Genomic DNA, 26,705 nt, shown 5'->3' on the forward strand with positions numbered 1-26,705 from the left:
TATGCATAAAATTATCGCCGCCAACTGGAAAATGTACAAGGATCGAACTGAGGCCGCCACTACTGCTGGTGAAATTGCTGCGGCTTTGCCTGAAGTTCTTCCCAAAGAACGTCAGGTGCTGGTTTTTCCGCCTGTTACTGCCATTGAATGCGTCGCTCAGGCTTTTCATGGGCACAAATCACTGGCCGTAGGAGCGCAAAATTTCTATCCCGCACCAGAAGGCGCATTTACGGGTGAAGTTTCTGTTGGCATGTTGCGTGATGTTGGCGCTGAGTGGGTGCTTGCTGGCCATTCCGAACGCAGGCATGTCTTTGGCGAAACGGATGAAATGGTTGCCCGTAAGGCCATATTTGCACTTAGCCACAGCCTGAAAACCATGCTGTGTATTGGTGAAACGCTTGAAGAACGTGAGCAGGGGAACCTTTATGCTGTTCTTGAACGGCAGCTGACAGCTTTTTTTATGGCCAGACCTGAAGGAATGGCTGGTGATGCCCTGGTGGGGCGCTTGGCCATTGCCTATGAGCCAGTCTGGGCTATTGGCACGGGTAAGGTCGCGGGCCCAGGTGAAGTGCGTGAAGCGCATGGCGTTACCCGGGCACTGCTTGAAAAATTTATAGGTGAAACGGGCAAGAAACTGCCTGTTCTGTATGGCGGTAGCGTCAAGCCAGACAACGCCGGAGCTCTTATTGCCCTTGACAACGTGGACGGTCTTTTGGTAGGAGGAGCCTCTTTAGAGGCGCAAAGCTTCCTACAAATTATCGGGGCCTGATGCCCAACTCTTCTGGCGCGCCATCGGGCAGTAGCCGGACGGCGAGGAGGAATACGTGCAGACTCTCATTCTTACACTGCATATCATTGTATGCGTGTTGCTTATTATCCTTGTACTTTTGCAATCTGGCAAGGAAGGCATGGGTGTCATATTTGGCGGAGGCAACACTTCTGTTTTCGGCAGCGGTGGTGCTGGCGGCATTCTTGCCAAGCTTACCACGCTTATGGCGGTGATCTTTGTCATCACCTCATTGAGCTACACCTATGTTACCAGTTCACGTCCCAGCAGCGAGTCCACCATTCTTAATGTCAAAATTGAAGAGCCTGCTGCACCTAGAACCACTTCGGTTCCCCCTGTTACTCCTGCAGCACCTGCTGAAACACAGGGCGCTCCGGCAAACACGGCGCCTGCGGGGCAATAGCTCATCCTGTCATAAACAAAAAAAGCCGCGGCGTGCCGCGGCTTTTTTTTCAAGTAAAACCTAATCGTGGGGTTGACCATGTCCGACTCCTTTGGTGAAAATCCTTTCAAGTCACTTAACATTGGTAAGCTCCCAGAAAAAAAAGCCGCGAAATCCACCAGCCATCATGCCGCTATAAGCAAAAAAAACAAACGCGCCACCCGCGGGCTCCCTGAAGAAAATACTACCCTTTGCGACGACGAAGAGCGGGCCCTGTTTTTGCGATCTGTGGGCCAAGTGTCGCCAACAGAAACAAAACAAAGTGGTGGCAGCGCTGATACGCAACAAAGCTCAGGCGCTTTTTTGCTTGAGGAGCATGATCTTTGGCCCACATCAAAAGAACTGAAAAAAAAGCATACAAAATCTGGCTCCACCATAAAAAAATCGCACCCCACAAACACTGGGGAACAATGTGAAGACCAGAAAAATAAGGCGACAAATAGGGAAAAAATACTTAATAATCCCAAAAAAATTGGACATCTCAAAAATATAGGCGCGCACAGTGTGTCCAGGCCTCCTGGACAAGGCCAAGACACTGCTTCCGATTGTTGTGACTCGCCAGAGTTCAACGAAGAAGATTCCATATTCATGCAAGCCGTGGGAGGAGTCACCCCTCTTCAAGGGCGTGGCCGTGATGTGGTCCCTGTTCCGGAAGCGAGCACGCCGCCGCCCAACGGACAGATCAGTCTTCAGGATTTTATGGACGGTAAACTGGAGTTTGCCCTGTCCTTTACTGAAGAATACCTTGAGGGACATGTTGTTGGTTTGGATCAAATGACCATCAACAAGCTTCGCGCAGGCTCTTTCAGTCCCGAAGCTCATCTGGATTTGCACGGGTTAAATGCAGTGCAGGCCTTTGAAGCCTTGCGCGGTTTTCTTCGTGGCAGCTGGTATAAGGGGTTGCGCACAATACTGGTAGTGCCGGGGCGAGGACGCAATTCACCAGATGGGGTGGGCATTTTGCGAGAAAAATTGCAGAGCTGGCTGACTCAGGATCCCTTTAAAAGGGTGGTGCTTGCTTTTTGCACAGCGCAACCACACGACGGTGGACCGGGAAGCGTCTACGTTCTCTTGCGCAAATACAAGAAAAAAGGACATATTTATTGGGAGCGTACGCCCGCAGATTCCGATCTTTATTAGAGCGTTTTAACTTTGAAGAAGTTTAAATTCTCTAACGGTGCACGAAAAAGCAAGCACTGTAACACGGCATGGAATCTGCCAAAATTGTGATTCTCGTCTGAGTCGACGTTGAAATAAAAGCATTTCAAAGTCACTCTGATATAGAGCAATTTTATTTGCGATGCTGTTACCATCCAAATGGCTTTTGCAGCAGAATTTTCAGGGTGCGCTAAAGGGGCAAACCTCAAGCGGGCCCTGTTTTTTCATTGACGGCAGCAGACAGTTTGTCCAGCAATCTGTCGTAATAAGGATCATCCTGCTCAAGTTGCAAATGACGCTGGCAGCGCATTTGGGCGCGAATTACCATAAAGCGCAGCTTTTGCATTTGCCGTACGCGTTCCTGTTCGTCCTTGCAGGAATCCAGCAGGGCCACAAGGCGATTGAGTTCTTTGCGTTCTGCCAACTCAGGCGGCAGACAGCCCGCGTTGCTTAAAATCTTATAAGCCATGCGCAAATCTTCGGGCACATGGCTCATATCCTCTAACTGCAAGGGGCGGCCACGGCCAGGCAAATTGTCAAAAACGCCTTGCGCCTGTGCCTCTTCTATGCGCCTTTCAGCAATGAACTGAATGACAGACCACGGATTAGCCTCAGCCACGGCCTTCTTCCTCGTCAGCATTGTTCTGGCTGCCCGATGGTTGAGCTGAAAGATCAGCGGAAGAACCACCCCAGAATTTTTTCCATTCCATAAGCGTTTTTAATGCATCTAGAGGGCTCAGCTCTTCGGGCTGCATATCACGCAGCAGTTCAACCACAGGATGATCTGCACGCGGAGGAGCCGCCCGAAGATAGGGCAAGTCATCCGCTTCCTTGGTCTTGGTTTCAGGTAAATCCAAACCTGGCAAGCATACAGCGGATACTACCGCCTTACGTGCCACATCACGTCCACGTTCCAGGTTGGCAAGGATCGCTCTGGCCCGCTGTACCACCGGGCCAGGTACGCCAGCCAACCGAGCAACCTCAACACCATAACTCCGGTCGGCAGGGCCGGGCACGAGCTTGTGTAAAAAAAGGATGTCGCCACTGTATTCGCTGATGGCGATATTCATTGTAAAAACACCGTTCACGCGCCCCTCAAGGGCTGTAAGTTCGTGGTAGTGCGTGGCAAAGAGCGTTCGCAACTCAGCCTGAGCGCGTTTGGACAAATCTTCGACCATAGCCCAAGCAAGGGCCACACCGTCATAGGTACTGGTGCCGCGCCCTATTTCATCCAGAATGATGAGGCTGCGCCGCGTCGCCTGACGCAGAATACGCGCTGTTTCCATCATTTCGACCATGAAGGTACTTTGCCCCTGGGCCAGATTGTCAGAAGCCCCTACGCGGGAAAACAGCCTGTCGACCAAACCAAGACTCGCCGATGTGGCCGGGACCATTGACCCCATTTGTGCCAGAAGGCAGATAATGGCCACCTGACGCAACACTGTGGACTTACCAGCCATGTTGGGTCCAGTGAGCAGGCACAGGCGGCGTTTATAATCCAGGCGAAAATCGTTGGGCACGAAATTGGCGCGACCAAGCATGGCTTCAACCACAGGGTGGCGGCCTTCCCGAATGTTCAGGTTGGCATCTGTGGTCAATTCAGGGCGGCACCAGCTATTAATACGACCGACCTGGGCGAGGCTTTGCCAATAATCGAGGTTGGCAATCAACTGAGCCATGTGGGTGATACGTTCGCGTTGCTGCGCCATATGCTGGCGAAGGTCTTGAAAAAGCGAGTACTCAAGCGACTTACGCTTGTCAGAGGCAGAAAGCAGTTCTTCTTCAAGGCTTTTAAGGGCCTCTGTGGTGAACCGTTCAGCATTGGCCAGACTCTGTCGCCGAATAAAGTGGTAAGGCACAGTGCCGCTATGTGCAGCCCGCGTTACTTCAAAATAATAACCAAAAACCCGGTTGTACCCGAGCTTGAGCTTGGCAATGCCTGTTGTGGCTTGTTCTTCTGCAAGCATGGCCTGCAGTTTTTGTTCACCGTGATCAGCCAGATCCAGCAGTCTGTCCAGTTCGGCATTGTAGCCGCTCTTGAAAAGCCCGCCATCTGTAATAACCGGAGGCGGACTGTCCACAAGGGCGCTTTGCAGAAGGGCAGTGCAGTCCTCCATTGCGTCCCAGGTCTTGAGAATATCTGCTATGGCGCGGGGCGCCTCAACAGCAGCGCCGCTGGCTTGCGTAGCATCGCTCACTTGGTCGGGATGCTGAAGAATGGGCGCAACCGAACTGTCACCCAGAGCAGCCTGAACCTGTGGCAGGGCGGCCAAACTGTTACGTAACGCAATAAAGTCCCTGGGACTGCCCTGATTGAGGCTTATGCGAGTAGACAACCGTTCCATATCGTACACGCTTTTGAGGGCTTCTCTCAGGGCAGCACGACGGTCATCAAGATCATGAAACCAGGCGACAGCATCTTGAATACGCGTAATGGGCGAAGCTTCACGCCAAGGGTGTCGCAGCATGTCTTCCAGCAGACGACCGCCCATTGGTGTCATCGTGTCATCCAGAACATGCCGCAAGGTTCCTTTCCCTTTACGGCCATTGAGGCGTGTAAAAATTTCAAGATTGCGCTCGGTCACCTCGTCGACCATAAGACGACGGCTCAAATCAAGGCGCTGAAAAGGTTTGAGATGTTCGGGATCACGCATTTGCGTTTGCGTAAGGTAGGCAAGCAAGGCGCCGCAGGCTCGCATTATTTCATTGTGCCCAGCAAGGCCTAGAGCACCAGCTTCCCGTACGCCCTGGGCCGTCAGCACCCGCTCTGTCGCGCGTTTTAAGTCAAAAAGACTCACAGGCTGGCGGACAAGGCGCACGCCTTCAAGTAACGTGCGGGGCGGCGGTTGCAAGCCTTCGGGAACTAACAGTTCGCGGGGAGCCATTTTTTGCACCCACTGCCACAGTTCCGCCTGACGTTTGAAGTCCACGCCAGACCATTGACCTGTGGACACGTCTACCCAGGCAAAACCGCCACCTTCAGAATCAGCTCCCGGGCAAAGTGCGCCAAGATAATTATGGCTCTTGGTATTCAAGTTGGCGTCATCTAGCACTGTGCCGGGCGTCTTAACGCACGTTACAGCCCTTTTAACAAGCCCTTTAGCTGTTTTGGGATCTTCGATCTGATCGCAGATGGCAATGTGATACCCCTTATCCACCAGTTGAGCCACATACGCATCCACTGCGTGCCACGGCACACCACACATAGGAATGGGATTTTGGACATCCCTGCTACGACTTGTGAGCGTAATTTGAAGCTCGCGGGCTGCAACTTCGGCATCGCTAAAAAAAAGTTCATAAAAATCACCCATGCGGTAAAAAAGCAGAGCATCAGGGTAGTCAGCCTTGATGCTCATATAATGCTCGAACATGGGAGTCATTTTAAACGTGGGTTCAGACATGGCAGTGTTTCATAGCAAGAGGGGTTAAAGGTATCCTGCGCTAATAAGGGGTTGGCGCTGCCCACAATTTTCAGGCAGCGCCAAAAAACGGATATATAAAAATTTTAATGCTTGTCAGGGTCAGGTACAAGGGAGTCTTCTACGCTCTGTGCTGGCTTGGTTTCCACACTCGGAGCGCCTTCAGGCTTTTCCCTGTTCTTATGAAGAAAATTAAATTTGGAGGTTTCTGCCTCAGATTTTTTCTTCATTTTGGCCATTTCACGCTCAAGATTGCTGATATGCCACTTGTGCTTCATCAGTCGGGCGGACAAGTTCAGCTTGTCCCACACGAGGAAGCTTAGAGTAAGCAATGCACCAAGGGCGAAGGCCACAATCACCAGAAAGTAGAAGGGCAGGGGAATGGAATGCATTGGCGGAATAAAGAAAAGATGGAGCGTCAGCACCATATCTTGAGAAAGGGGTCCCTGATTCTGAAAAAAGAATACGAGAGCAAGAAAAAAGACGACGGCCAGCAAGAGAACCTTGATATACCGCATAAACACACTCCTCGGGCTTAAGCTATCTCAAAAAATCTTCACGGGCTTTTTGAGAATGCCGCCCGCCCCAAAGGGCACAGCCTGCGCTCTCCAGCCGGTTTTTCAACGCCGCCCGGCGTAAAAAAACTTCCCGCCACAGCCTCCGTCAGCCATTCTGGCCAGGACTTAACCTTCCTGATGGGGCAAGGAACCGGCGCTACATGGCTCCCCGGCCATAGCGCCTTTCGTGAAATAGGGCTTCAATGCCGCATAGCTGCGGCTCAGATGTTCTGGCATGGTACGCACTTCATTAAAGACCGCCATAAAGGACGAGTCTCCGGTCCAGCGCGGAACCAGGTGAAAATGTAAATGCTCTCTAATACCGGCGCCAGCAGCCTGGCCTTGATTGAGGCCGATATTGATGCCTTCACAATTAAAGTGTTTCTTTAAAATCGCGGCACAAGATTGCATGAGGTCCATGATCTCATGTGTTTCTTCGGTGGCAAGATCGGTAAGATTCATGACATGCCGATAAGGACAAACCATTATGTGCCCATTATTATAAGGAAATTTGTTCATTATAACGAAGGCATGTCTGCCTCTATAAAGAACCAGACGCTGTTCGTCATCCAACGCGTCTGCGGAAAGGCAGAACACACAGGAATCTGGCTTTGGTCCGAGAATGTATTCGATACGCCAAGGTGCCCACAATTGTTTCATAATTTTTTTTATATACACCGCTTGACCATCGGGAGCAAGAGGGAAGCTGCCGCCTCGTATCAGAAGAATTTCCAGATAGTCAGCATTTCTAAAAAGTTAATAAATCATTATACGTTGTATGTATTCAAAAGTTTCGCGTTTAAGCAAAAAAGTTCCAGCCCCGCTAATAGGGATGGCTGGAGCTATTGATTTTCGTGAAAATCCTCTTTTTCTTTTCTTCGCAGAATGGCAACGGCAAGATCAAATTGGGCCTCACGGCCTAAAGCTTCACCGTCAAGCTTTGCTTTGAGTACGCTTCGTAAAATGTGGCTGTACAACGGGCCAGGAGGCAAGCCCAGCCCTTTGAGGTCGTCACCGCTAATATCGGCCTTTTCATGCTGCCACTGCGTGATGTAGCGAGACAGCTTTTTTTGCAGATCTTCGTCGCCAGTTTCTGCCATAAGATAAAGTAGCGATTCCAGAGACAAGGGAGCAAGGACCTCACAGAGGGCACTAACCGTTGGCGTTTGACCATTTTGCCGCTTTTGCCAAGCTTCAAGACGGCCACGCACTGCGCGCATTTGCTCTCGCTGATTAAGGATCTCCCCGCGTTTATTTTCCGGCAATCCCAGGCGGAGGTAGAGGTCAGATGTGTCTGCATAGGGCAAGCCGTGGCTGAGGCCCAAAAAATATACAAGCCATGTCTGAGGTTTTCTTTCAAAGTACAGCAGGCGGTACCAGGACAGCATATCCTGAAGGGCTTGCAACAGAGCTTTACGGGTAGGGATAAGCGTGAGCTGTGGGGCTATGGCAGACAAGATACCTAATTGATCCATGCGCACGAGACAGGCCAGAGGATTCTCTTCATCACATATATGCTTGAATTCGCTGAACAGGCGGGGGCCTGCAAGCTTATCCATAAGCTTGAGGTCAAGAGCGTTCTTAACCAGCCTTTCCGCACTTGCACTGATACGAAAATCATAACGCTGTTCAAACCGTACGGCGCGCAGGCAACGGGTGGGGTCTTCAACGAAACTCAGCGTATGCAATACGCGAATGACACGCTCTTTAATATCACGCTGCCCACCAAAAAAATCAACCAACTGCCCGAATGGTGTACTATCTAGCCGTACCGCCAGGGCATTAATAGAAAAATCGCGCCGGAACAGGTCCATCTTGATAGATGAAAGCTCCACTGTTGGCAGGGCAGCGGGGTATTCATAGTACTCCAGGCGGGCCGTCGCGACGTCAATTCGTGATTCCGCTCCTTTGGCGTCCTTGAAAATTACCACAGAGGTCAAAAACTCCTGATGTTCGCGAACCCTTCCGTCAAGTTCTTTGGCCAGAGCCTTGGCAAGTGCAATACCATTGCCTTCAACCACAAGGTCAATATCCTGATTGGGTTTATTAAGTAAAAGATCGCGAACAAAACCACCCACGGCATATACTGGTAAACCGAGTTCGCGCCCCAGTTTTCCAGCCAGATGCAAAAGATCTTTGGCGGAGGAAGGCAATCGGTCCTGAATCAGCTTGCCTACATGACGCTCCTTGCTTGGAGAGTGCTTGAGCACTGGCAGACTATCCTGCTCATGCGCAAAAACATTGATGAGGTCCGTACGGGTTACAACACCTATTACGCGCTCTTCTTCAACAATTGGCACAAGGCGTTGCCGCCCGCCAACAATAATTGTGGTGAGATCCTTGAGAACTGCCTCAGGCGGCAAGGTTTGCACTTGTCCCTGCATATAGTCCTCAATTAATGCTCCCCCAAGACCGTGAGCGCTTGCACGCGAAGCCGTTTGTGCATCCAGCAGTCCTTTGCAGATTCGTGTTCCCTGCTTGAAAACAGGCACGGCCTTCAACCCGAAATGAAGCATGAGTTCGTCCGCTTCACGGATGGTGGCTGTGGACTCAATGCCAACCGCCGGAGAAGACATATATTCACGGGCTGTCTTGTCAGGATGGGCCTGTTCGTATAGTTGGCGCAAAATAGCTTCACGAACTTCATGCAGGGTCATATGCCGTATGGAGGCAGAAGCGGCGTAAGCATGGCCACCTCCACCCAGTGCAGCGCAGATGTCGCCCACATTAATGGCATCGCTTCGGCTGCGCGCCACGACCTGGATACGGTCCCCCATAAGACCAATGGCAAAGAGAACGGAAAACTTCTCCATCTCAATAAGCCGATGGGCCAGATAGGCAAAGTCGCCCAGGTAATGCTCCATCGAAGCTTCAGCCAAAACCACCTGAGTCCTGTTAATCGTATAGGATTCGGCAGATTCAAGAAGGCTGTTCAAGGCTTGAATGTGCAAACTGGTCAGTTCGTGCGCGGCCAGGTCATTAATGTGGTTAACATCCATGCCTTGCCCAAGTAGCCAGGCAGCCGCCTCAAAATCTTCGGGAGTTGTTGAAGAATAGGTAAAGGAGCCAGTATCCCCATAGATGCCCAAACCCAGCAAAGTGGCATCTTCAGGTTCAAGACGTATATTGCGCTTACGCAACTGCTGCACAAGAAAGCTTGTGACAGAGCCAGTCTGCGCGAGATGTACTGTGCCAGAAGTAATATCATCACCGGAGTCCGGATGATGGTCCCACATTTCAACAATAATCCCGGGGCGGTCAAGCAGGGGAGCCACATGGTTCACTCGCCCGCGTTGGCGTGTGTCTACCAGTACAAGCCGCTTAAAGGAATCCCAATCAAGATTGCTATTGTCGGCAAAACTGTAAGCCTTGGTATCAAGGCTGGCATAGAGTTTTTGTAATCCGCGTTCCTGACTGCCTGGAAAAAGCAGCACATGTGGGCTGTACAGATGACGGGCCGCAAGCATGGCTGCAAAAGCGTCAAAGTCTGCATTGGCGTGGCAGGTAATAAGTGTGGCTTTAACAGCGCTCACATCTGGCTCCGGGGGTGGAATTGGCGGTGGATGCCGCGCAGGCGCTCTGCCTGAACATGAGTATAAATTTCTGTGGCGCTAATGTCGGCATGTCCCAACAGCAGCTGTACGGCCCTCAGGTCAGCTCCACCTTCAAGCAGGTGCGTTGCAAAGGAATGCCGAAAGGTATGTGGTGAAATAGCACGGCGAATGTTTGCTTCAAGCGCATATTTTTTCACCATTTTCCAGACATACTGCCGGGTAAGCGCACGACCGGAACGATTGACGAAAAGCTGGCTGCCTGTGGGAGAAAACGCCGAGCGCCAATGGTTGATATAGTCTTCAAGCAGGCGTTGCATAAAGTCGTGCAAAGGCACAAGCCTTTCCTTGGAACCTTTGCCGAAAACACGCACCAAGCCACGCTGAAGGTCAAGATCGGGCACACACAGACCGCAGAGTTCTGATACACGTAACCCTGCGGCGTAAAGCAGTTCGAGCATGCATCGGTCACGTTGGCCTCCCCGTTCACGCGTATCAGGCTGGGCCAACATTCTTTCCATTTCGTCACGGCTCAACACTTCCGGCAAGTGCTGTGGAAGTTTGGGATTATCCATCAACTGGGCAGGGTTCACCTTGATGACGCCTTCCTGCAAGGCAAAATCGAAAAAAGCCCTCAGGGCAGACAAGCGCCTTGCCAGTGTGCGCCCTGTGTTTTGGCGAGCTCTGAGCCACGCCAAGTAGAGAAATATCTCCTGTTCGTCAGGTTGGGGCGTCAAAGGAGAGCCGTCTGCCAATTCCTGACGGAAGAGGAAAAAATTTTCAAGATCCTGGCTGTAAGAAAGAACAGTCTGTGGTGACAGACCTCTTTGAGCCAATAGATGATCCTGCCACAAAGGCAACAAGGCTGCTAATGGACAGAGAGAAGAAGATAACGGTGATGCGTTTTCAGTCATGAATGCATGCTAGCCGCCTTGAGCCCTGCGAGCAAGTTTTTTGCAACCACTACGGCTGGATGCATGCCAAGGGTCGCTTTTAATCTGAATTACTGCATGCTACTAGCTCCAATACCCGCACGGAAGTGCTGACTCAGTCAACGTTTTGTCCTGAAAAGGAAGTAACCACATATATGAATGAGTATTTCCAGATTTTTATAAGCTTGGGCTCCAACAGCGCAGACGCAGAAAACATGCTGGATTTTGCCCGCCAGGCTTTGGCAAGATTGCCCAATATGCACCTTGAGGCAGTGTCACCTGTTTACAGCACTGCGCCCCAAGACTACGCCGATCAGCCCTGGTTTTTAAATCAGGTGGTCGAGCTTGCTGCTGATGCCCAATGGCGGCCATGTTCTCTTGTAGATGCTCTGCTTGAAGTGGAAGCCAAACTTGGTCGTGTGCGCAGTACCGATCCTGCTCTTCGTTTCGGCCCCAGAACCATTGATATAGATCTACTGCTTTTTGGAGAGGAGACCAGTACCGATGAACATTGCCTTGTGCCTCATCCGCGACTCACGCAGCGGGCCTTTGCCCTGGTTCCTCTGCTGGACCTCGCTCCCAGCACTGTGATCGACGGCATTTCCGCAGCAACTTGGCTTTCTCGCTTGCGATATGTGAAGGACGGGCAGAGAATTTCTCAGTGACGGGAGGGACTCTCTGTGATAATGTTTGCAACGGCTTGTAGGCAGCTTGCCGGAGCCATAAACTCCAGCCGATTCGGCCCTGTGTCCCGCAGGCCTAAGGAGCATGACTGATGTGGAAATGGCTTATTTTGATCTTGGCGGTTTATGCCCTGTATCGTCTTTTCTCTAATGATGTGCTTAAAAAGAAAAAGGAAAACAAGGAAGAAAACGCCGCAGAGCTGGAACGTAAAATTGCCGCCGGGGAAATGGTTAAAGACCCCGAGTGTGGAACATACGTTTCTGCTGAGGGCAATATATCCGTGCGTGATGGTGAAACTGTCCACCATTTTTGCAGCTATGAGTGTAGAGATAAATTTTTGCAGCGCCTGGAAGAAGGTGGCCGCGAGCTGCCCCCACGCGAATAGCACCTTTTCATACAGTAAAAACATGATGGGTGGGAGTGTGCCAATGAGGCCATATCCCACCCATCATGTTTTTTACTGACAGCCGTTATTAATCAATTAGGTCACGCCGCAAAGCTTTTTGGCAAAATCTGATTGATCCTGAAGATCACCCAACCGCAAAAATCCCTGTTTGCGTGCCATATCTCTGGCAATGGCCATGAAGAGACGAATACGATTCAACTGGTTGGCCTCACTGCTGCCAGGATCGTAGTCAATGGCCATGATATTTGCCTGAGGAGCCGCGCGGCGAACTGTTTTGAAGGCTCCACGGCCAACGATATGGTTGGGCAGGCAGCCGAAAGGCTGAAGGCAAAGAATGTCCTTTGCACCGTGGTTGAGAAATTCGAGCATTTCTGCTGGCAAAAGCCAGCCTTCACCCGCTGCATTTCCCAATGAAAGCATGCTTTCGCCCATGCGGGCCAAAGTGTTCAAATGGGCGATGGGCATGACTTTTTCTGCAAGGGGAGAGCGAGCCAGGGCTTGCCGCATGCTGACCCTCAAATTCTCCACTTTTCTGATTGCCAGAGTACTGCCCAACGCTCCCAAGGCACTTCCGCCCTGTCGTTGCCAGTCGTAAATGGAATCTCTCAGGCAATAAAGCATAAAATTGGTAATGTCTGGCAACAGGGGTTCTCCCCCTTCCTGCCTGATAATATCCACAATATGCCTATTGGCATCAGGGTGATAGGTGAGCAGTATTTCCCCCACCACGGCAATGCGTGGGCGATGGTCCTTATCCAGGCCAATCTGTTCGAAATCACGCACAAGTCGATTCATTGACTGGCGAAAAGCCAAATCATCACCTTGCCGCGCAATGGGCGCCAAGATACGCAGCCAATGATCAATTCTTTCCTCGGTATCTCCCGGATGCCGTTCGTATGTTCCCGTATGCAGTGAAAGTCGCTGCAGCATATCGCCGGCCAGCATTCCCAACACCATTCTATGCAGCATCATTCTGTTGGGACGGAACCCCGGATGACTGTCCACCCCCGTTGTGCTCATAGTCAGTATCGGCACGGATTCAAAGCCACATTCAATCAGGGCTTTTCGAAGCAAGGCCGGATAATTGCTGGCTCGGCAGGGGCCGCAGGTCTGGGAAAGCAACAGGGCAGTACGCTGGGGATCGTGTTCGCCACTTTTCAATGCATGCAGGAGTTGCCCAATAGCTACAATAGCCGGATAGCAGGCGTCATTATTCACATGTGCCTGCCCAAGACTAATGGCCTCAGGACTTACACGGGGTAACAGCTTAATATTGTGTCCACTGCCTACGACACCTTCTGTAATCAGAGGAAAATGCAGGGGAGCCATCTGCGGGATTAGAATCAGGTGGGATTGTGCGTCTTTTTTGGTGAAAACAGGGGACGCTGGAGGCGGAATAAACGTCTGCTTGCCGCATCTGCGCCCTTCGGCTACGGCAAGCAAAGACCTGACCCGAATTCTGGCTGAAGCAAGAGCGTTGCCCTCGTCCATTTTGATAAGCGTATACAGCTTACCGTACTGATGAAGCTGTTCGCGCACCTGATCAGAGGTAATGGCGTCAAGGCCGCAACCAAACGAGGTGAGCTGCACAAGCTCGACCCTGGCCTTACCGTGATTCCCTTGCCCCGCCCAGGCAGCTGCGCGGTAAAGCCTGGCCGGATAGGTCCATTGGTTGCGAACTCGCAGTCCGGGCACTGCCATCTTACGCAACCAATTGCGGGGCAGAGAGTCTTCACTTAAAACGGTAGCACCCAGAGAAGCAATAAAATCTGGCAATCCGTGATGTACCTGGGGGTCCGCATGGTAGGGACGACCAGCGAGAACTACCAGAGTTCCGCCCTGATGCCGTGCTGTCGTATATAGCTTATCAGCTTCATTGCGCAGCTCGCGCAAGTAATTTTCCTGTTCTTGCCGCGCGGCCCGGATAGCAGTTCGCACCTCTCCTTTGGGCAGTCCCATTTCCTGAGAGAGGTTGCGAACCAAAGAAGCACTATGGTTAAGATTTACAAACGGCGTGTACATTGACGCACTGCCGTTGACCAGCTCTGGCAGGTTATCACGCACTACCTGTGGATATCCGCAAGCCACCGGGCAAGAAAAAGCATCGCACATCTCGCTAAATTCTTTGGCTTCACGAGGAACACAGGGCATGAATATGCGAGTGACACCTTTTTCAATAAGAGAAAGCACATGCCCGTGGGCCAATTTTGCGGGATAGCAAACGCTCTGCGAAGGCACAGAGGCCAAACCCCGCGCAAAAAGTGAGCGGCTGGTGGAGGGGGAAAGTTCAACCCTGAACCCAAGCTCAGTAAAGAGCGTGAACCAGAAAGGATAGTGCGAATAGACAGTCAATACCCTTGGTATGCCTAAAACTCCGCGTGTTGCCTTTTCAAGAGGCAACGGGCTGTAACGGAACAGCCGTTGCTGCTTCCATTCATAAAGGTTCGGAGCTTTTATCGTTTTTTTACCAAGACTATTGGCAAACTTGTCACAGCGGTTACCTGAAAAATGCCGAGCTCCATGCGAAAAACGTGTTTCTGTGAGCAGGCAGTTATTTCCGCAGTCACGGCAGCGAAAACTTCGACTGCGCATTTGGAAGTTGCGCAGATGTTCGGCAGTGAGAGGAGAGCGGTGTTCTTCATCCGCGGGACAGGCATCAAGGGCAGTCAGCGCAGCACCGTAGGCCCCCATAAGACCTGAAGACACCGGGCGGTGCACACTGTGTCCCAAGGTTCGCTCCATAGCACACAGCAGGGCATCATTGAGAAAAGAACCACCCTGAACAACAACATGCTGGCCCAGTTCATCCGTACTTTTTATGCGAAGCACCTTGTCCAGAGCATTGCGAACTACCGAGTAGCAAAGGCCTGCCGCAATATCAGCTGCCTGCATACCTTCTTTTTGAGCCTGGGTGACTTTTGAATTCATAAAAACCGTACAACGTGAGCCAAGGTCTGCCGGGTGCTCTGCATAAAGAGCAGCCTGAACGAATTCCTCCATGCCCATGCCAAGTCCGAGGGCAAAACTTTCAAGAAAAGCCCCACAACCCGCAGAGCAGGCCTCATTAAGACTCACATCCGCAATCACGCCGTTTTCAGCTTTGAGGCACTTCATGTCCTGGCCGCCGATGTCAATGACATAGCTTACTTCTGGCACTATTCGGTGTGCCGCCTTGAAGTGGGCCAAAGTTTCTACTGTGACGCAATCCAGCTTCAAAGCTGCCTCGGCAAGCTGCGCTCCGTAGCCCGTAGCTGCCGTGCCCGCAAGCCAGGCCCTGGAAGGAATCTGTTCAAGCATCGCGGCAAGAGGTGGCAGAAGAACTTGCAGAGGATTGCCGCCATTGGATACATAGCACGAAGCAAGCAAGCGCTGCTGACTATCCATAAGAGCGGCTTTGACTGTAGTTGAGCCAAGGTCAAGCCCCAAATACAGAGGACCAGTGGCTTCGCTCAAGTTTAATCGGGGCAACCTGTCATCAGAGTGCCGATTCCGAAAAGTTTCGTATTCGCGCTTATCACTGAAAAAACGAGGCAAAGCCTTGGTCAATGGGCTTGTTTGCTCACAGGCCAGGTTTCGGGCCTGTCGGGCCAGTTCATCCAAACGCACAAGTGGCGTTTCTGCTTGTCTGTCCTTTACGCACAGGGCCGCCCCATGTGCGGCAGCGCATTGAGCGTGAGGCAGGTCGGCAATTTCATCATTTTCCAAATGCAGGGCAGCAATAAAGAGTTTTTTCAGTTCTGGCAAAAAATGTAGCGGTCCCCCCAGAAAAGCTACTATCCCCTCAATGGGTCGCCCACAGGCCAGCCCGCCAATGGTTTGTTCAACCACAGCCTGAAATATGGAGGCCGCGATATCTTCTCTTGCAACACCGCCATTAAGCAGGGGAACAATATCCGTTTTAGCAAAAACGCCACAGCGTGAAGCTATAGGATAAAGAGTGCTGTGGTGCGACGCCAGCTCATTGAGTCCCTGGGCATCAGTGCTGAGCAGACGGGCCATTTGGTCAATGAAGGCTCCTGTCCCTCCCGCGCAGGATTCATTCATACGCAGTTCCACGTCCTGACCCAGATAGAGCAGTTTGGCGTCTTCACCGCCAAGTTCGACTGCAACACTGGTTTGCGGGGCTGCCGCTGCCACCGCGCGAGCCGTAGCCAGCAATTCTTGCTCGAACGGCAAGGCCAAGGCTTCACCAAGATCCAGCGCTCCTGAGCCAGTGATGGCGCATCGAACAGGTAAGAGGGGATATTTTTGAGCCAGTTCACCCAAAAGATTGGATAACGTGGCCCTGACTGCTGTTCCGTGACGACGGTACATGGTTTCAATAACCACGCCCTCAGTGTCCAGAAGCGCTAGTTTGACTGTCGTGGAGCCTATGTCCAGACCAAGGAAAGCCGCAGGATGTGGAGACACAAATAAGTCCTCACATTTCTGTGTGTTTATGAAGGGGCAAGGGACCCGCCTGCATCAGGCAGAGTTCCTGATTAGAAAAAAGACGAAATATTCTCCAACTATAGATTCAGGATATACTGTAAGCCGAGGCAAAGACAAGCCCTAGTTCGTAAGAAAAGAAGCGTGTGGCCATTTTTTCAAGCGTAGTTAGCTGAAAAAATGGCCACACAGGTCTGAGTCGTTTTTTTACTGGGCCATTGAGGCATCAAGTCTGTCAGTAATGTTGTCGCGTATCCATTTAGGATCAAGCCACTCCAGGGGTGTCACTTCAACACCACCCACCATAATGCCAAAGTGCAGGTGGTCGCCAAAGGCAAGGCCAGTGGTACCAGTGTGACCAAGAAGCTGCCCCTTCTGCACGACTTCACCCGCATTAACCACAGAGTCATTGAGATGGGAATAAAGGGACATGAGCCCAAGACCGTGATCAAGCACAACTATATTACCGTAAATACCCAGATCGCCGCTGAAAATCACGCGGCCACTATTGGCAGCTGGCACTTCCGCGTTACGTACAGAGGCAAGGTCAAACCCCAAATGATAAGATTCGCTGACCTGCTTGCCTTGATAGCTGTAAAAGCGGTGGTCTGCAAAACCCGCGCGAGGGGCGGAGCGGGGCATGCGTGTAAAAACACCACTCCACAGCATGGCTGATGCCGAATCTTTGCTTATATTACGCAAATCATCAACATTGGCGGCGCGAACCTGATTGTTGATATAGAGGTAGCATTCAAGAGGATTGGCAGCATTGGGGGCCAAATGGCGCAATTTGCCCTCAACACCCAGCAAAAAATTATCAGTCAGCTCCAGACTGTCGCTTTTGAAAACGCGCTCAAAGGCCATAACCGTCAAGCGGTTTTTAGTAACGTTGCCTGCGAGGTCCGTAGCAGTGATTTCTACACTATTTTTGTAGTCCTTCGCCGTCATTGTATAGGGGAAGGGGAAAAAGCAAATATAGCTGCCATCTTTTTGCAGATAGCCGGGTACAAAATAACCCGCCACAAGAACACCACTGGTGGTTACATCCTCATCAATGGTATAACGAACAACAGCAGCACCGCCACGGCGTACGTTGGGAGGCAGCGTCTTGACGGCAATACGAGGAGGCTGCGTATCAAGGCGCATTGGAAGCTGTAAAGTGCGGGTATTACCCTGGCCAAAACCAGCAAGCGAACCGTCTGTGGCACGCACTTCAAGATCAAAAGCTCCCTCACGAAGGTTAGCATCCCTAAGGGTAACCTCAACAGTACGTTCAGGTAAGTATTGATCAAAGTGCTTGGTAAAAATAACATTAAGTACGTTATTTCTTTTCACGCCAACTGTAACGGATCTGATTCCTGAGACATCCCGCATATTGATCTTAAGTACACTAGCTGGAGACACCCTGCCAGTATTGGGAGAAACTTCAATAATGGGACCTTCAAGATCCTTAAAGAAAGTATAGCCGCCCACTCCAAGAACGGCCAAAACAAAAATACCAAGCACAGTAGAAAGCATACTTTTTTTTCGCATTGCGGGCTCCTCATTAAACTCAGAGAAAGCCTTGCATAAAGGCCGTCAACTTTCAAGGAAAAGTCTGGAACATTTATAAAGACCATGAAAACATCGCATGCATTGACTTGGCAGGAAAAATCTGTTCTCACTTCCGCAGTATGCAGAACGGTAGATATTCAGGCATAAGGGCGCAAGAGCGCATGACAACCGCCGCGGTGGATCCCAAGCGACTGCGGCGGCGTATGGTGCGTGACCAACTTGAGGCCAGAGGAATAAAAAATGCTGAAGTATTGGCAGCTATGAGCGCCGTGCCTCGGCATCTTTTTGTTCAGGAAGCGTTGCGCGCCCAGGCCTATGAGGACACGCCACTCCCTATCGGGCATGGACAAACCATTTCGCAGCCCTATGTAGTAGCTCTGATGAGCCAGTTGCTTGAGGTAAGCAGGGGCATGCGCGTATTGGAGATTGGTACCGGGTCCGGTTATCAGGCTGCAGTGCTGGCGACTATGGGCTGCACTGTTTTTACGGTGGAGCGCCTGAAAGAACTCTATCAAAGCACAGCAGCACTCTTGCGGCAACTGGGTTTGCGCGGCATCCACATGCAGCGGCGTGACGGAACACTGGGAATGCCTGAAGCTGCCCCCTTTGACAGAATTATTGTGACGGCGGGTGGCCCGGAAGTTCCGCGTCCCCTGACCGACCAACTGGATGAAGGCGGAATTTTGCTTATTCCGGTAGGGCCACGCCCACGAGCTCAACGGCTTATGCGCCTTCGCAAAGAGCAGGGGCGTCTGAGAAGTGAGGACTTGGGTCCTGCCATTTTTGTGGACCTGGTGGGCGACCACGGCTGGTAATAACCAGAGAATACGCCCATCAAAAACAAGGAGATACCATGGCTTCCTGTTCCTCCTGTTCTTCGTCTTCCTCTTGTCCCAGCGCTACAGGCAAGGGCGGAGACGGAAAATGCAATGACCCTATGGCCCAGCAGGACAAAATAATTGCCGACAGACTCGGGCACATTCGGCATAAAATCTTTGTCATGAGTGGCAAGGGTGGGGTGGGCAAGAGCTCCGTTACGGTGAATACAGCCGCAGCACTTGCCCGGCGTGGATTCAAAGTGGGCATTCTTGATGTCGACATGCACGGCCCGAGTGTCCCCAACCTTCTTGGCCTTACCAGTACAGTTGAGATGGACCCCAACGGCGAACTGATGCTGCCAGCGGCGTACAACGAAAATCTGGCCGTCATTTCTATGGATTCGCTGCTTCAAGATAGAGATCAGGCCATTTTATGGCGCGGCCCCAAAAAAACGGCAGCCATCCGGCAGTTTATTTCTGATGTGAAATGGGGAGACCTGGATTTCCTGCTTATTGACTCGCCTCCCGGCACTGGCGATGAGCATATGACTGTTATGCAGTCTATCCCCGACGCGCTCTGCGTGGTCGTTACAACACCTCAGGAAATTTCTCTTGCCGATGTGCGCAAGGCCATCAACTTCCTGCAGTATACCAACTCCAACGTGTTGGGCGTGGTAGAAAATATGAGCGGCCTTGTCTGCCCACATTGCCACCAGGAAATCGACCTGTTTAAAAAAGGCGGAGGAGAAGAGCTCGCCAAGCGTTATGCGCTAAAATTCTTGGGCGCGATCCCATTGGATCCCACCACAGTAGTTGCAGCGGATCGTGGCGTTCCGGTTGTTTACCTTGATGCAGAAAGTCCGGCAAAAACCGCCTTTCTGGACTTGGCGGATGCTATAGCATCCGCGTGTGACAACAGCTTGGAAGCCTTGGCCAGCACACACGCTGGCAGCTGAAACTGACGTGGGCACGTGGCTGTGACGCGTGATTTTTCGCCGACAGCTCATGTTGTTCCCAGTGGTATTTCATGCCAAAAAGAAAAAACTCCTCTGCCGGGCTTTAAGGCCCCTTGCAGGGGAGTTTTTTCTTCTTTTCTCCTGTTTGCTTTTATGTTATTTGGACAAAAAATCTTTGGGAGCATCAAAAGAACTACATGCTTAATCTTGCTAATAAAATTACGCTATTACGTATTCTTATGACCCCATTGGTGGTTTTGCTTCTCTATTTTGAGGGCCCGATCACCTGTAAGCTTGCGACATTGGCGTTTATTTTTGCCTCGCTGACCGATTGGGCAGACGGCTATGTAGCCCGACGTTCGAATATGGTAACGAGCATGGGCAAATTTCTTGATCCCCTGGCAGACAAAGTGCTTATCTGTTCAGTGCTTATTATGTTCGTCAAATTAGGCTGGGCACCAGCCTGGGTTGTTATCATTATGGTCTGCCGTGAGCTGGTAGTTACTGGCCTGCGCACCATTGCCATTGATGAGGGCATTGTGCTCGCAGCTGACAAATTCGGCAAAGCCAAAACCATTATGCAGATTTTTGCCATTGTGCCCCTTATGCTGCATTATCCGCTCTGGGGCATGAACCTGAGCCCCATAGGTGAATGGCTGCTTTACGCTGCCTTGGCGCTGGCTCTCATATCGGGCTCTAACTATTGCTATGATTTTTATTGCCGCACACGCATAAATAAGGAATCCGGCAAGGCATGAGTACATTGCAGGTACGCCTTAAAAACTGTATCCAAACTATTTTGGAACTAGAACCCGACATGAAAGCCGGGGTCTGGGGGCGTTATTTTGATATGGAACTCAGTTCCCTCAAGGACTATCTTTCACAGGTAGACCAAATGGATCTGGCCGAAGAAGATGTGAAACGGCTTGAAAACGCCACGGCAACATTTCTGTCTGAGCTCAAGCTTTCCCGCAAGGGAAATATACGCAAAAAGCGATTGTTGCAGTAATGTTCTGGCGTTCTTTTATTCTTGTAGTGCTTGGCCTTGTGAGCGTTGTGCTTTTCAGCCGTATGGTGTGGGGGCCGACGGGCCTGCTTGAATATCGCGAACTCAAAAAACAATATTCTGACCTTGAAAAGCAAATAGCTGACTTGGACGCGGAAAATATGGCCCTGAGCCGTGAGATTCGCCTTTTGCAATCAGACAACCAATATGTTGAAAAAGTAATCCGGCAGCGCCTGCACTATGTGCGCGATAATGAGGTGCTTTACCTCTTTGACGCATCGGTCAAGCCTCATCGGGAGCAGTAGCATATGACGGAAAAAATTGAGTGGTATAAAGAGGTTCTGGAACTTGAGCCCAACTCAAAGGTTTTTTTTCCTCTGGCGCGCCTGCTAGTTGAAGAAGGGCGTACTGAGGAGGCAACTGGTATTCTGGAGCTTGGCTTGGCCCGGCATGACGAATTTCTTGAAGCGCGCCTTTTTTTGATTGAGCTGCTTTACAAGGCTGGGAAGCAGAGCGCCTGTGAAGCTCAAGTGAAAAAACTCAGCCGTATGTTTTCTGCCTATTCCGGGTTCTGGCAGGCATGGGCAGCATCTCTCGCCTCTGAGAATCAGGGAGCCGACACTGCAGCTGTTATGCGCTTCTTGGCACTCAACTTTGCCAAAGGCCCTGTATCCTTGTGTGACGTGCTTGAACAAGGCGTCAGCAGCCTGCTTGGTCACGGGACGGCACAAGTTGGACAAGTGAATGTCAGAGCAGTACTTGAGCAGGAGCCGACCGGGGCTCAACTGTCGCATGAAGATTTTTCAATAAATGAAGCAACCAGTCCGATTAAAGCGCAACCTACCTCAGAAAAAGGTATGATTGCACAGCCTTCAGACCTTCAAGATTTCACTCAGCCAGTTGACGTTCCGGCGCAACCGCTCGAATCGAGTGACATAAGCGCACTCTCTGCCGATCAAAATGCCGACAACAGCGGGGCCCGTGAATATCTTCTGCATGATTCTATGCAGGATGACGCTCTTCCCCACCAGGCATTAAACGAATTTGATCCGGAAGACATTGCTGACGAGGAAGCGGCTTTGCCCAAATCTTCTATTCAGGCTACTGATGCTGCATCTTCCAGTGCTGAGGTATATGAACCCGAGCATGCTGCGCTGAGCGAAGATGAACCTTCGGACTCAGAAGTGGCAGCCGAAAACTTGCCAAACTCTATCGGTGACGAGACCGAAGAAGGCGAGGAGCGCTTTTCACTGCGCACTCGGTCCATGGCTGAAGTGCTGGCTGAGCAGGGTGATATCAAGGGAGCTCTGGATATTTACCATGAGTTGGCCGCTGCGGCCACGGCTCCTGAAGAAAATGCCGACCTGCGGCAACGTATAGCTACGCTCAACGCTCGGTTAGGTAGCACGCAACCAGTGGAACAGACGCTTGAAACTGCCGAATCGGGGGCTTCCACCGGCAAAGACAAGCTTATAAGTATGCTTGAAGCGCTGGCCGAACGGGTTGAGGCCAGGGCGCACAGCTAAACTATTTCAAGGCCTATATTGTAGCCAGAGGCAAGGTAGCTGATCTTTGTCCGATGGCTTTTACCATTCGCGCGGGGCAATGCCGATTACGAGCGAACTGCCCTAAAGCTGAGGGAGAATAAGGTGTTCAAATCATACCTGCGGACCATACTCATGCTGGCCGCCGCTGCTTTTCTGGTTTCGGGATGCAGCTCATACCAGCCAACCAAAAATGCGTGGAAGTCTACAAAGGGCTTCTGGAACACCTATGTCAGCCCGCCGGCATCGGTGGATTATGACGAAAAGGGCGAACTGTCGCCGCAGGCTCTGGCCCTGACGCACAGCATGATGGGAATTGACATTGAGCTGGGTCGCCTTGAACGCGTCATGATGAACGCGGACAAGCCGCCGACCCGTGACTGGATAGCTTCCTTTTTCACCAATTTCCCTTGGGTTAGCGGTTTTGCTGGCGTAAAATACGACGGTACAATCCTTGGGCAGGAACCTGCCAACCCAATGAAGCAGCTGGACTTCATTCCCTTGCTCTACGAAGATAAAAAACAGAACAGCCGCGCTCTGCGTGCTGACGTTCAGCCTTCGCCGCTTGGTCCTGAAATCCTTCTGGCCGCCCCCTTGTATGATGGCGTAGACTTCTTGGGCGTAGTTGCAACATATTTTGATATGCGCGCGCTTATGCAGTATTCTGATAGCCCCAAAAATGTGGTTATTCTTTCTCCCAATGCATTGCTGTGGCCCGGAAAATATGACTTTGCAGCAACGCCTTTGGCTGGCGTAAACTGGGACGAAGTTGTTACCAAAAGTTCTTCTGGTACATGCACCAATATAAACGGCACATTCTATTATATGGTGCGCTACCTGGGCAACCTGCCTCTTATTTTTGCTGTGGCTGAAAAGGGTACCTTCCCAGAAGGCGATGGTAATGTGGCACAAGGCTTGGCCTTTTTCCCCAAGGAGCGTGAAAAGCTGCCCCCGCCGCCTCAGCCTGAGCGCAAGCGTAAAACGCTGGACGGTCCCGACGCAGTCGCCATGCCCACCCCTGCCAATGCAATCAGCCCTACTGGACAGCCTGCACAGGGCGCAGCAGGAGCATCACACGATATCCAGGCTGGCAGCGGCGACAGTGTACTGCTCAAGAACAAAAGGGCTGAGAAAGCTAAAATTCAAGAACGGCAGCTTGAGGGAGATAACGTTCAGGTCGAAAAGGCTCAAAGGCCAAGACGTGAGGCTGTTGCGCCTCAGGCCCGGCCCAGTGCTGATATGGAGACCCCGCGCGTAGTTGCGCCAAGCCCCTTCGGGCCGCGTGAAGAACGCCCGGCCGTGGCAGCGCCAAGCCCATTTGGTCCGCGTGATGGCGAAGAATCCAAACCCGCTGATGCAAAGCAAGAAGCTCCTGCAACAGACGCCAAAGCTGTCGAAACTGAAGCGAAGCAACGAGTAACAGAACCTGCGCCTCAGAAGCCGGAAGCTTCCACTCCCGCAGAGGTGAAAGCTCCGTCAGACTCTGGTGGGGCCCCGCCCAAAGCCAGTGAACCGTCGGACAAAGCAGCTGAAGCAGATACTTTGCCAGGCGGACGGCCAAGTCCATTTGGACCACGGAACTGACGCACATCAACTAACGCTTGCGCCGCCCCGGGGCGGCGCAAGTTTTTCTGTTCACAGAACTTTTTTCTGTTGCAGGAGGCCATATGGCTGACATCACGGTCACGGAACATCTGCTGCTGCACCAAAAGCGCACCCCACAAGCTACAGGACAATTCACTGGCCTGTTGTACGACCTTATTCTTTCCGGCAAGAGTATTTCTCGTCGGATCAATAAAGCTGGACTTTTGGATATTCTTGGCGGCACAGGGGAAGTAAACGTTCAAGGCGAAAACGTACAAAAAATGGATACGATAGCCAACCGCATCCTACTTTACCGCATGGAGCGTTGCGGAGCTTTATGTGCTATGAGTTCAGAAGAAGAGGCGGAACTTATCCGCGTCAGCCCTGAATTCCCCCGTGGCGAATACATCCTTATTTTTGACCCTCTGGATGGCTCGTCCAACATTGATGTGAATATTAATGTTGGGACTATTTTTTCCATATTGCGACGCCCTGAAGGCCACACGGGTGAAGTGACTTTGGACGAGGTGCTCCAGCCTGGACTAAAGCAGGTAGCTGCCGGCTATATGCTGTATGGTCCTTCCACCATGCTGGTTCTCAGTACAGGGCAGGGTGTACACGGCTTTACATTGGATCCAGGTGTGGGTGAATTTTTACTTTCACATCCCAATATGTGCATCCCTGAACAGGGGCAAATTTATTCGGTCAACGAAGGCAACTGGAAGAACTGGGATGCTCCGGCGCGCGAGGCCGTCAACTGGTTTCACGGCTGTGAGACCTCGGACGGCAAACCTTACTCCTCACGTTATGTTGGAGCGCTTGTTGCTGACTTTCACCGTACCCTGATCAATGGCGGCATATACATGTATCCGTCAGACGCCCACAAGCCCCAGGGCAAGTTGCGCCTCATGTGCGAAGCCGCTCCTCTGGCTTTTCTGGCAGAACAAGCTGGCGGTAAAGCTAGCGATGGCAGAGGACGTATTCTTGAACGGGTGCCTGACCGTCTGCATGCACGCACGCCCTTGTTCATCGGATCCGTTAAGGACGTTGAAGCCGTAGAAAATATTTATGCACGTCATGCCAATCTTGTGGTCTAACAGTGCTAATTGCTATTCAGAAACCAAGCATAGCGCGGCTTCTTTTTTTGTGTAAAGTGAGATCATATGCTTTGCCTTGGAGTTGAAAGTTCCTGTGATGAAACTGCGCTGGCGCTGGTGGAAGACGGGGTACTATTGCACTCTGTGCTCGCCACTCAAGCTGACATGCACGCGCTGTTTGGCGGTGTTGTTCCCGAGCTGGCCTCGCGAGAGCATTACCGCTTTGTCGGCTCTCTATTTGATGAGCTAATGCATCACACAGGTAAAAAAGCTTCTGATATTGATCTGGTGACAGTAGCTCGCGGGCCGGGATTGCTGGGCAGTCTTCTGGTGGGGGTAGCCTTTGCCAAAGGCCTAGCTCTTGGGCTCGGAGCCCGTTTCTTAGGTGTCAACCACCTCCATGCTCACTTGCTGGCGGCAGGTCTGGAACATCCTCTGGCCTTTCCGGCACTGGGCTTGCTTGTTTCTGGCGGGCACACCCACCTCTACCACATTGAATCCCCCTGGAAGTGCATCCCCCTTGGTCGAACCCTGGATGATGCGGCGGGAGAGGCCTTTGACAAAGTGGCTAAAGTGCTGGGCCTGTCTTATCCTGGGGGTAAACTGATGGATGCATTGGCAAGAGAAGGACGGGCTGACAGTGTTGCTTTTCCGCGCCCCTACCTTGACAATGACAACCTCGATTTCAGTTTCAGCGGATTGAAAACAGCTGCCAGCAGCCACATACAGCAGACACTTCAAGGCCTGACATGGCCGCGGCCATTGTGTTCTGTAGAAGAAGCCCCACAGCAGTTGAAAGACTGTTGCGCGGCATTCAATGCTGCGGTTGTCGATACCCTTTGTAAAAAAACAAAAAGGGCACTGGACAGAATTCCACAATTAAAAACTCTAATTTTGGCTGGCGGCGTGGCGTGCAACTCACTGCTGCGCCAACACATAACGAAACTGATGGAGAGCAGAGGGGGCGAAGCCCTCATTCCCAGCCCGAACCTGTGCACAGATAACGCCGCCATGATAGCATATGCCGGATGGCTTTTGGGAAAAGAGGGATTTTACCACCACCTGGATATGGAAACCATCCCTCGAGGACGCGCTGTACCTGATGATATGCAGCGTTGCCCAGAATGCGTTAAAGACCAGTCGAAAACATGAGATTGTCTTGACAGTCAGGTCGTTGGAACCTACTCTTACTCAATACAGAGGCCTAGGTTTTTTGGCCCTTGGCTTCGGTTTTCTTTCCTGCGCGCTCCCTAGAGCAGCAGTGCGACACATAGCAACCTAAGGAGTATAGTTATGGCTGAACAGGTCACAGACGCCACCTTTGAAAGTGTTGTTCTTAAGTCCGATCTGCCGGTTCTGCTTGACTTCTGGGCTCCCTGGTGCGGCCCCTGCCGTGCGGTTGGTCCCATTATTGATGAACTTTCCACTGAATATGCTGGAAAGGTGCGCATTGTAAAAATGAATGTGGATGAAAACCCCGCCACTCCTACCAAGTTTGGCATCCGGGCCATCCCGACATTGGTGCTTTTCAAGAACGGTGAAACTGTTGAACAGATTACTGGCGCTGTAACTAAGGCTGCCATGAAAGACCTGCTCGACAACAAGGCTCTGGCATGAAATCGTATGATGCCGTTGTGATCGGCGGCGGCCCTGCCGGCGTCACCGCAGCCATGTATTTGGCGCGGTCCGGTTGCAGCGTTCTTCTGCCCGAGCGACTGACCTCAGGTGGCCAATTGCTGCAGACCGAGGCGCTGGAGAACTATCCGGGCTTTCCCAAGGGCA

The 26,705-nt window shown here is 51.7% G+C and carries 24 protein-coding genes; 16 read left to right on the top strand and 8 right to left on the bottom strand.

Annotated features, from left to right (window positions below; genetic code table 11):
- The first annotated feature begins 1 nt into the window (after position 1).
- From tpiA to QM579_RS03130, 3 genes are all read left to right on the top strand, one after another.
- Complete coding sequence (gene tpiA, locus QM579_RS03120; protein ID WP_414997762.1) at positions 2-769, top strand: triose-phosphate isomerase; 768 nt, start codon at positions 2-4, stop codon at positions 767-769.
- Between the two features lie 55 nt (positions 770-824).
- Complete coding sequence (gene secG, locus QM579_RS03125; RefSeq protein ID WP_414997763.1) at positions 825-1,190, top strand: preprotein translocase subunit SecG; 366 nt, start codon at positions 825-827, stop codon at positions 1,188-1,190.
- A 543-nt stretch (positions 1,191-1,733) separates the two neighbouring features.
- Entirely contained in the window at positions 1,734-2,369 is a 636-nt protein-coding gene (locus tag QM579_RS03130; protein ID WP_414997764.1) for a Smr/MutS family protein, read from the top strand.
- Between the two features lie 223 nt (positions 2,370-2,592).
- Here the strand turns inward: QM579_RS03130 and QM579_RS03135 are convergent, their stop codons facing one another.
- The 6 genes from QM579_RS03135 to xerD all read right to left on the bottom strand — a co-directional run bounded on the left by QM579_RS03135 (position 2,593) and on the right by xerD (position 10,828).
- Complete coding sequence (locus QM579_RS03135; protein ID WP_414997765.1) at positions 2,593-3,006, bottom strand: DnaJ family domain-containing protein; 414 nt, start codon at positions 3,004-3,006, stop codon at positions 2,593-2,595.
- Positions 2,999-5,788 carry a DNA mismatch repair protein MutS gene (gene mutS, locus QM579_RS03140; protein WP_414997766.1) on the bottom strand — a complete coding sequence of 930 codons (2,790 nt, stop codon included), beginning with the start codon at positions 5,786-5,788 and terminating at the stop codon, positions 2,999-3,001. Before mutS ends, QM579_RS03135 begins: the two co-directional genes overlap by 8 nt.
- Positions 5,789-5,892: 104 nt before the next feature.
- Entirely contained in the window at positions 5,893-6,324 is a 432-nt protein-coding gene (locus QM579_RS03145) for a LapA family protein (RefSeq protein ID WP_414997767.1), read from the bottom strand.
- Positions 6,325-6,489: 165 nt separating this feature from the next.
- Positions 6,490-7,023 carry an HIT family protein gene (locus QM579_RS03150; protein WP_414997768.1) on the bottom strand — a complete coding sequence of 178 codons (534 nt, stop codon included), beginning with the start codon at positions 7,021-7,023 and terminating at the stop codon, positions 6,490-6,492.
- A 182-nt stretch (positions 7,024-7,205) separates the two neighbouring features.
- Complete coding sequence (locus QM579_RS03155; RefSeq protein ID WP_414997769.1) at positions 7,206-9,896, bottom strand: CBS domain-containing protein; 2,691 nt, start codon at positions 9,894-9,896, stop codon at positions 7,206-7,208.
- The gene (gene xerD / locus QM579_RS03160) at positions 9,893-10,828 is read right to left on the bottom strand and encodes a site-specific tyrosine recombinase XerD (RefSeq protein ID WP_414997770.1); all 936 of its coding nucleotides are present in this window, start codon (positions 10,826-10,828) and stop codon (positions 9,893-9,895) included. Before xerD ends, QM579_RS03155 begins: the two co-directional genes overlap by 4 nt.
- Before the next feature lie 173 nt (positions 10,829-11,001).
- Here xerD and folK point away from each other — a divergent pair, with 173 nt between their 5' ends.
- Both folK and QM579_RS03170 read left to right on the top strand, forming a co-directional pair.
- Positions 11,002-11,511 (top strand): 2-amino-4-hydroxy-6-hydroxymethyldihydropteridine diphosphokinase, encoded by a 510-nt coding sequence (gene folK / locus QM579_RS03165; protein WP_414997771.1) that lies wholly within the window; start codon positions 11,002-11,004, stop codon positions 11,509-11,511.
- A gap of 110 nt (positions 11,512-11,621) precedes the next feature.
- On the top strand, positions 11,622-11,915 hold the full coding sequence (locus QM579_RS03170; protein WP_414997772.1) for a transcriptional regulator: 294 nt from the start codon (positions 11,622-11,624) through the stop codon (positions 11,913-11,915).
- Between the two features lie 96 nt (positions 11,916-12,011).
- Here the strand turns inward: QM579_RS03170 and QM579_RS03175 are convergent, their stop codons facing one another.
- Entirely contained in the window at positions 12,012-16,346 is a 4,335-nt protein-coding gene (locus QM579_RS03175; protein WP_414997773.1) for an acyl-CoA dehydratase activase-related protein, read from the bottom strand.
- Positions 16,347-16,571: 225 nt separating this feature from the next.
- Positions 16,572-17,897: a M23 family metallopeptidase gene (locus tag QM579_RS03180; protein ID WP_414997774.1), complete on the bottom strand. Its 1,326-nt coding sequence runs from the start codon at positions 17,895-17,897 to the stop codon at positions 16,572-16,574.
- A gap of 182 nt (positions 17,898-18,079) precedes the next feature.
- On the opposite strand from QM579_RS03180, the gene QM579_RS03185 reads away from it, so the two are divergent.
- The 11 genes from QM579_RS03185 to QM579_RS03235 all read left to right on the top strand — a co-directional run.
- Positions 18,080-18,733: a protein-L-isoaspartate(D-aspartate) O-methyltransferase gene (locus QM579_RS03185; RefSeq protein WP_414997775.1), complete on the top strand. Its 654-nt coding sequence runs from the start codon at positions 18,080-18,082 to the stop codon at positions 18,731-18,733.
- 38 nt (positions 18,734-18,771) lie between these two features.
- The gene (locus QM579_RS03190) at positions 18,772-19,692 is read left to right on the top strand and encodes an Mrp/NBP35 family ATP-binding protein (protein WP_183719776.1); all 921 of its coding nucleotides are present in this window, start codon (positions 18,772-18,774) and stop codon (positions 19,690-19,692) included.
- Positions 19,693-19,889: 197 nt separating this feature from the next.
- On the top strand, positions 19,890-20,450 hold the full coding sequence (pgsA, locus tag QM579_RS03195) for a CDP-diacylglycerol--glycerol-3-phosphate 3-phosphatidyltransferase (protein ID WP_414997776.1): 561 nt from the start codon (positions 19,890-19,892) through the stop codon (positions 20,448-20,450).
- A complete protein-coding gene (locus tag QM579_RS03200; protein WP_414997777.1) occupies positions 20,447-20,701 on the top strand; it encodes a hypothetical protein in 255 nt (84 codons plus the stop codon). Before pgsA ends, QM579_RS03200 begins: the two co-directional genes overlap by 4 nt.
- The gene (locus tag QM579_RS03205) at positions 20,701-21,003 is read left to right on the top strand and encodes an FtsB family cell division protein (RefSeq protein WP_414997778.1); all 303 of its coding nucleotides are present in this window, start codon (positions 20,701-20,703) and stop codon (positions 21,001-21,003) included. The genes QM579_RS03200 and QM579_RS03205 overlap by 1 nt, the downstream gene beginning before the upstream one ends.
- 174 nt (positions 21,004-21,177) lie before the next feature.
- Complete coding sequence (locus QM579_RS03210; protein WP_414997779.1) at positions 21,178-22,224, top strand: hypothetical protein; 1,047 nt, start codon at positions 21,178-21,180, stop codon at positions 22,222-22,224.
- Between the two features lie 123 nt (positions 22,225-22,347).
- The gene (locus tag QM579_RS03215; RefSeq protein WP_414997780.1) at positions 22,348-23,826 is read left to right on the top strand and encodes a hypothetical protein; all 1,479 of its coding nucleotides are present in this window, start codon (positions 22,348-22,350) and stop codon (positions 23,824-23,826) included.
- Positions 23,827-23,909: 83 nt separating this feature from the next.
- Positions 23,910-24,923 (top strand): class 1 fructose-bisphosphatase, encoded by a 1,014-nt coding sequence (fbp, locus tag QM579_RS03220; RefSeq protein WP_414997781.1) that lies wholly within the window; start codon positions 23,910-23,912, stop codon positions 24,921-24,923.
- A 66-nt stretch (positions 24,924-24,989) separates the two neighbouring features.
- The gene (gene tsaD, locus QM579_RS03225; RefSeq protein ID WP_414997782.1) at positions 24,990-26,075 is read left to right on the top strand and encodes a tRNA (adenosine(37)-N6)-threonylcarbamoyltransferase complex transferase subunit TsaD; all 1,086 of its coding nucleotides are present in this window, start codon (positions 24,990-24,992) and stop codon (positions 26,073-26,075) included.
- Positions 26,076-26,216: 141 nt separating this feature from the next.
- Positions 26,217-26,540 carry a thioredoxin gene (gene trxA, locus QM579_RS03230; protein ID WP_183719793.1) on the top strand — a complete coding sequence of 108 codons (324 nt, stop codon included), beginning with the start codon at positions 26,217-26,219 and terminating at the stop codon, positions 26,538-26,540.
- On the top strand, positions 26,537-26,705 hold a 169-nt coding region (locus QM579_RS03235; protein WP_414997783.1), incomplete at its 3' end, for an FAD-dependent oxidoreductase. The genes trxA and QM579_RS03235, both read left to right, overlap by 4 nt.

The organism is Desulfovibrio sp. (genome assembly GCF_047607245.1).
Taxonomy (GTDB): domain Bacteria; phylum Desulfobacterota; class Desulfovibrionia; order Desulfovibrionales; family Desulfovibrionaceae; genus Desulfovibrio.

Bases quoted from the DNA above. Each gene is read 5' to 3' on its own strand.
- QM579_RS03190 (WP_183719776.1), top strand. From the start codon at position 18,772: ATGGCTTCCTGTTCCTCCTGTTCTTCGTCTTCCTCTTGTCCCAGCGCT.
- tpiA (WP_414997762.1), top strand. From the start codon at position 2: ATGCATAAAATTATCGCCGCCAACTGGAAAATGTACAAGGATCGAACT.
- QM579_RS03185 (WP_414997775.1), top strand. From the start codon at position 18,080: ATGACAACCGCCGCGGTGGATCCCAAGCGACTGCGGCGGCGTATGGTG.
- QM579_RS03200 (WP_414997777.1), top strand. From the start codon at position 20,447: ATGAGTACATTGCAGGTACGCCTTAAAAACTGTATCCAAACTATTTTG.
- xerD (WP_414997770.1), bottom strand. From the start codon at position 10,828: ATGACTGAAAACGCATCACCGTTATCTTCTTCTCTCTGTCCATTAGCA.
- QM579_RS03205 (WP_414997778.1), top strand. From the start codon at position 20,701: ATGTTCTGGCGTTCTTTTATTCTTGTAGTGCTTGGCCTTGTGAGCGTT.
- fbp (WP_414997781.1), top strand. From the start codon at position 23,910: ATGGCTGACATCACGGTCACGGAACATCTGCTGCTGCACCAAAAGCGC.
- trxA (WP_183719793.1), top strand. From the start codon at position 26,217: ATGGCTGAACAGGTCACAGACGCCACCTTTGAAAGTGTTGTTCTTAAG.
- QM579_RS03150 (WP_414997768.1), bottom strand. From the start codon at position 7,023: ATGAAACAATTGTGGGCACCTTGGCGTATCGAATACATTCTCGGACCA.
- QM579_RS03145 (WP_414997767.1), bottom strand. From the start codon at position 6,324: ATGCGGTATATCAAGGTTCTCTTGCTGGCCGTCGTCTTTTTTCTTGCT.
- tsaD (WP_414997782.1), top strand. From the start codon at position 24,990: ATGCTTTGCCTTGGAGTTGAAAGTTCCTGTGATGAAACTGCGCTGGCG.
- mutS (WP_414997766.1), bottom strand. From the start codon at position 5,788: ATGTCTGAACCCACGTTTAAAATGACTCCCATGTTCGAGCATTATATG.
- QM579_RS03180 (WP_414997774.1), bottom strand. From the start codon at position 17,897: ATGCGAAAAAAAAGTATGCTTTCTACTGTGCTTGGTATTTTTGTTTTG.
- pgsA (WP_414997776.1), top strand. From the start codon at position 19,890: ATGCTTAATCTTGCTAATAAAATTACGCTATTACGTATTCTTATGACC.
- folK (WP_414997771.1), top strand. From the start codon at position 11,002: ATGAATGAGTATTTCCAGATTTTTATAAGCTTGGGCTCCAACAGCGCA.
- QM579_RS03170 (WP_414997772.1), top strand. From the start codon at position 11,622: ATGTGGAAATGGCTTATTTTGATCTTGGCGGTTTATGCCCTGTATCGT.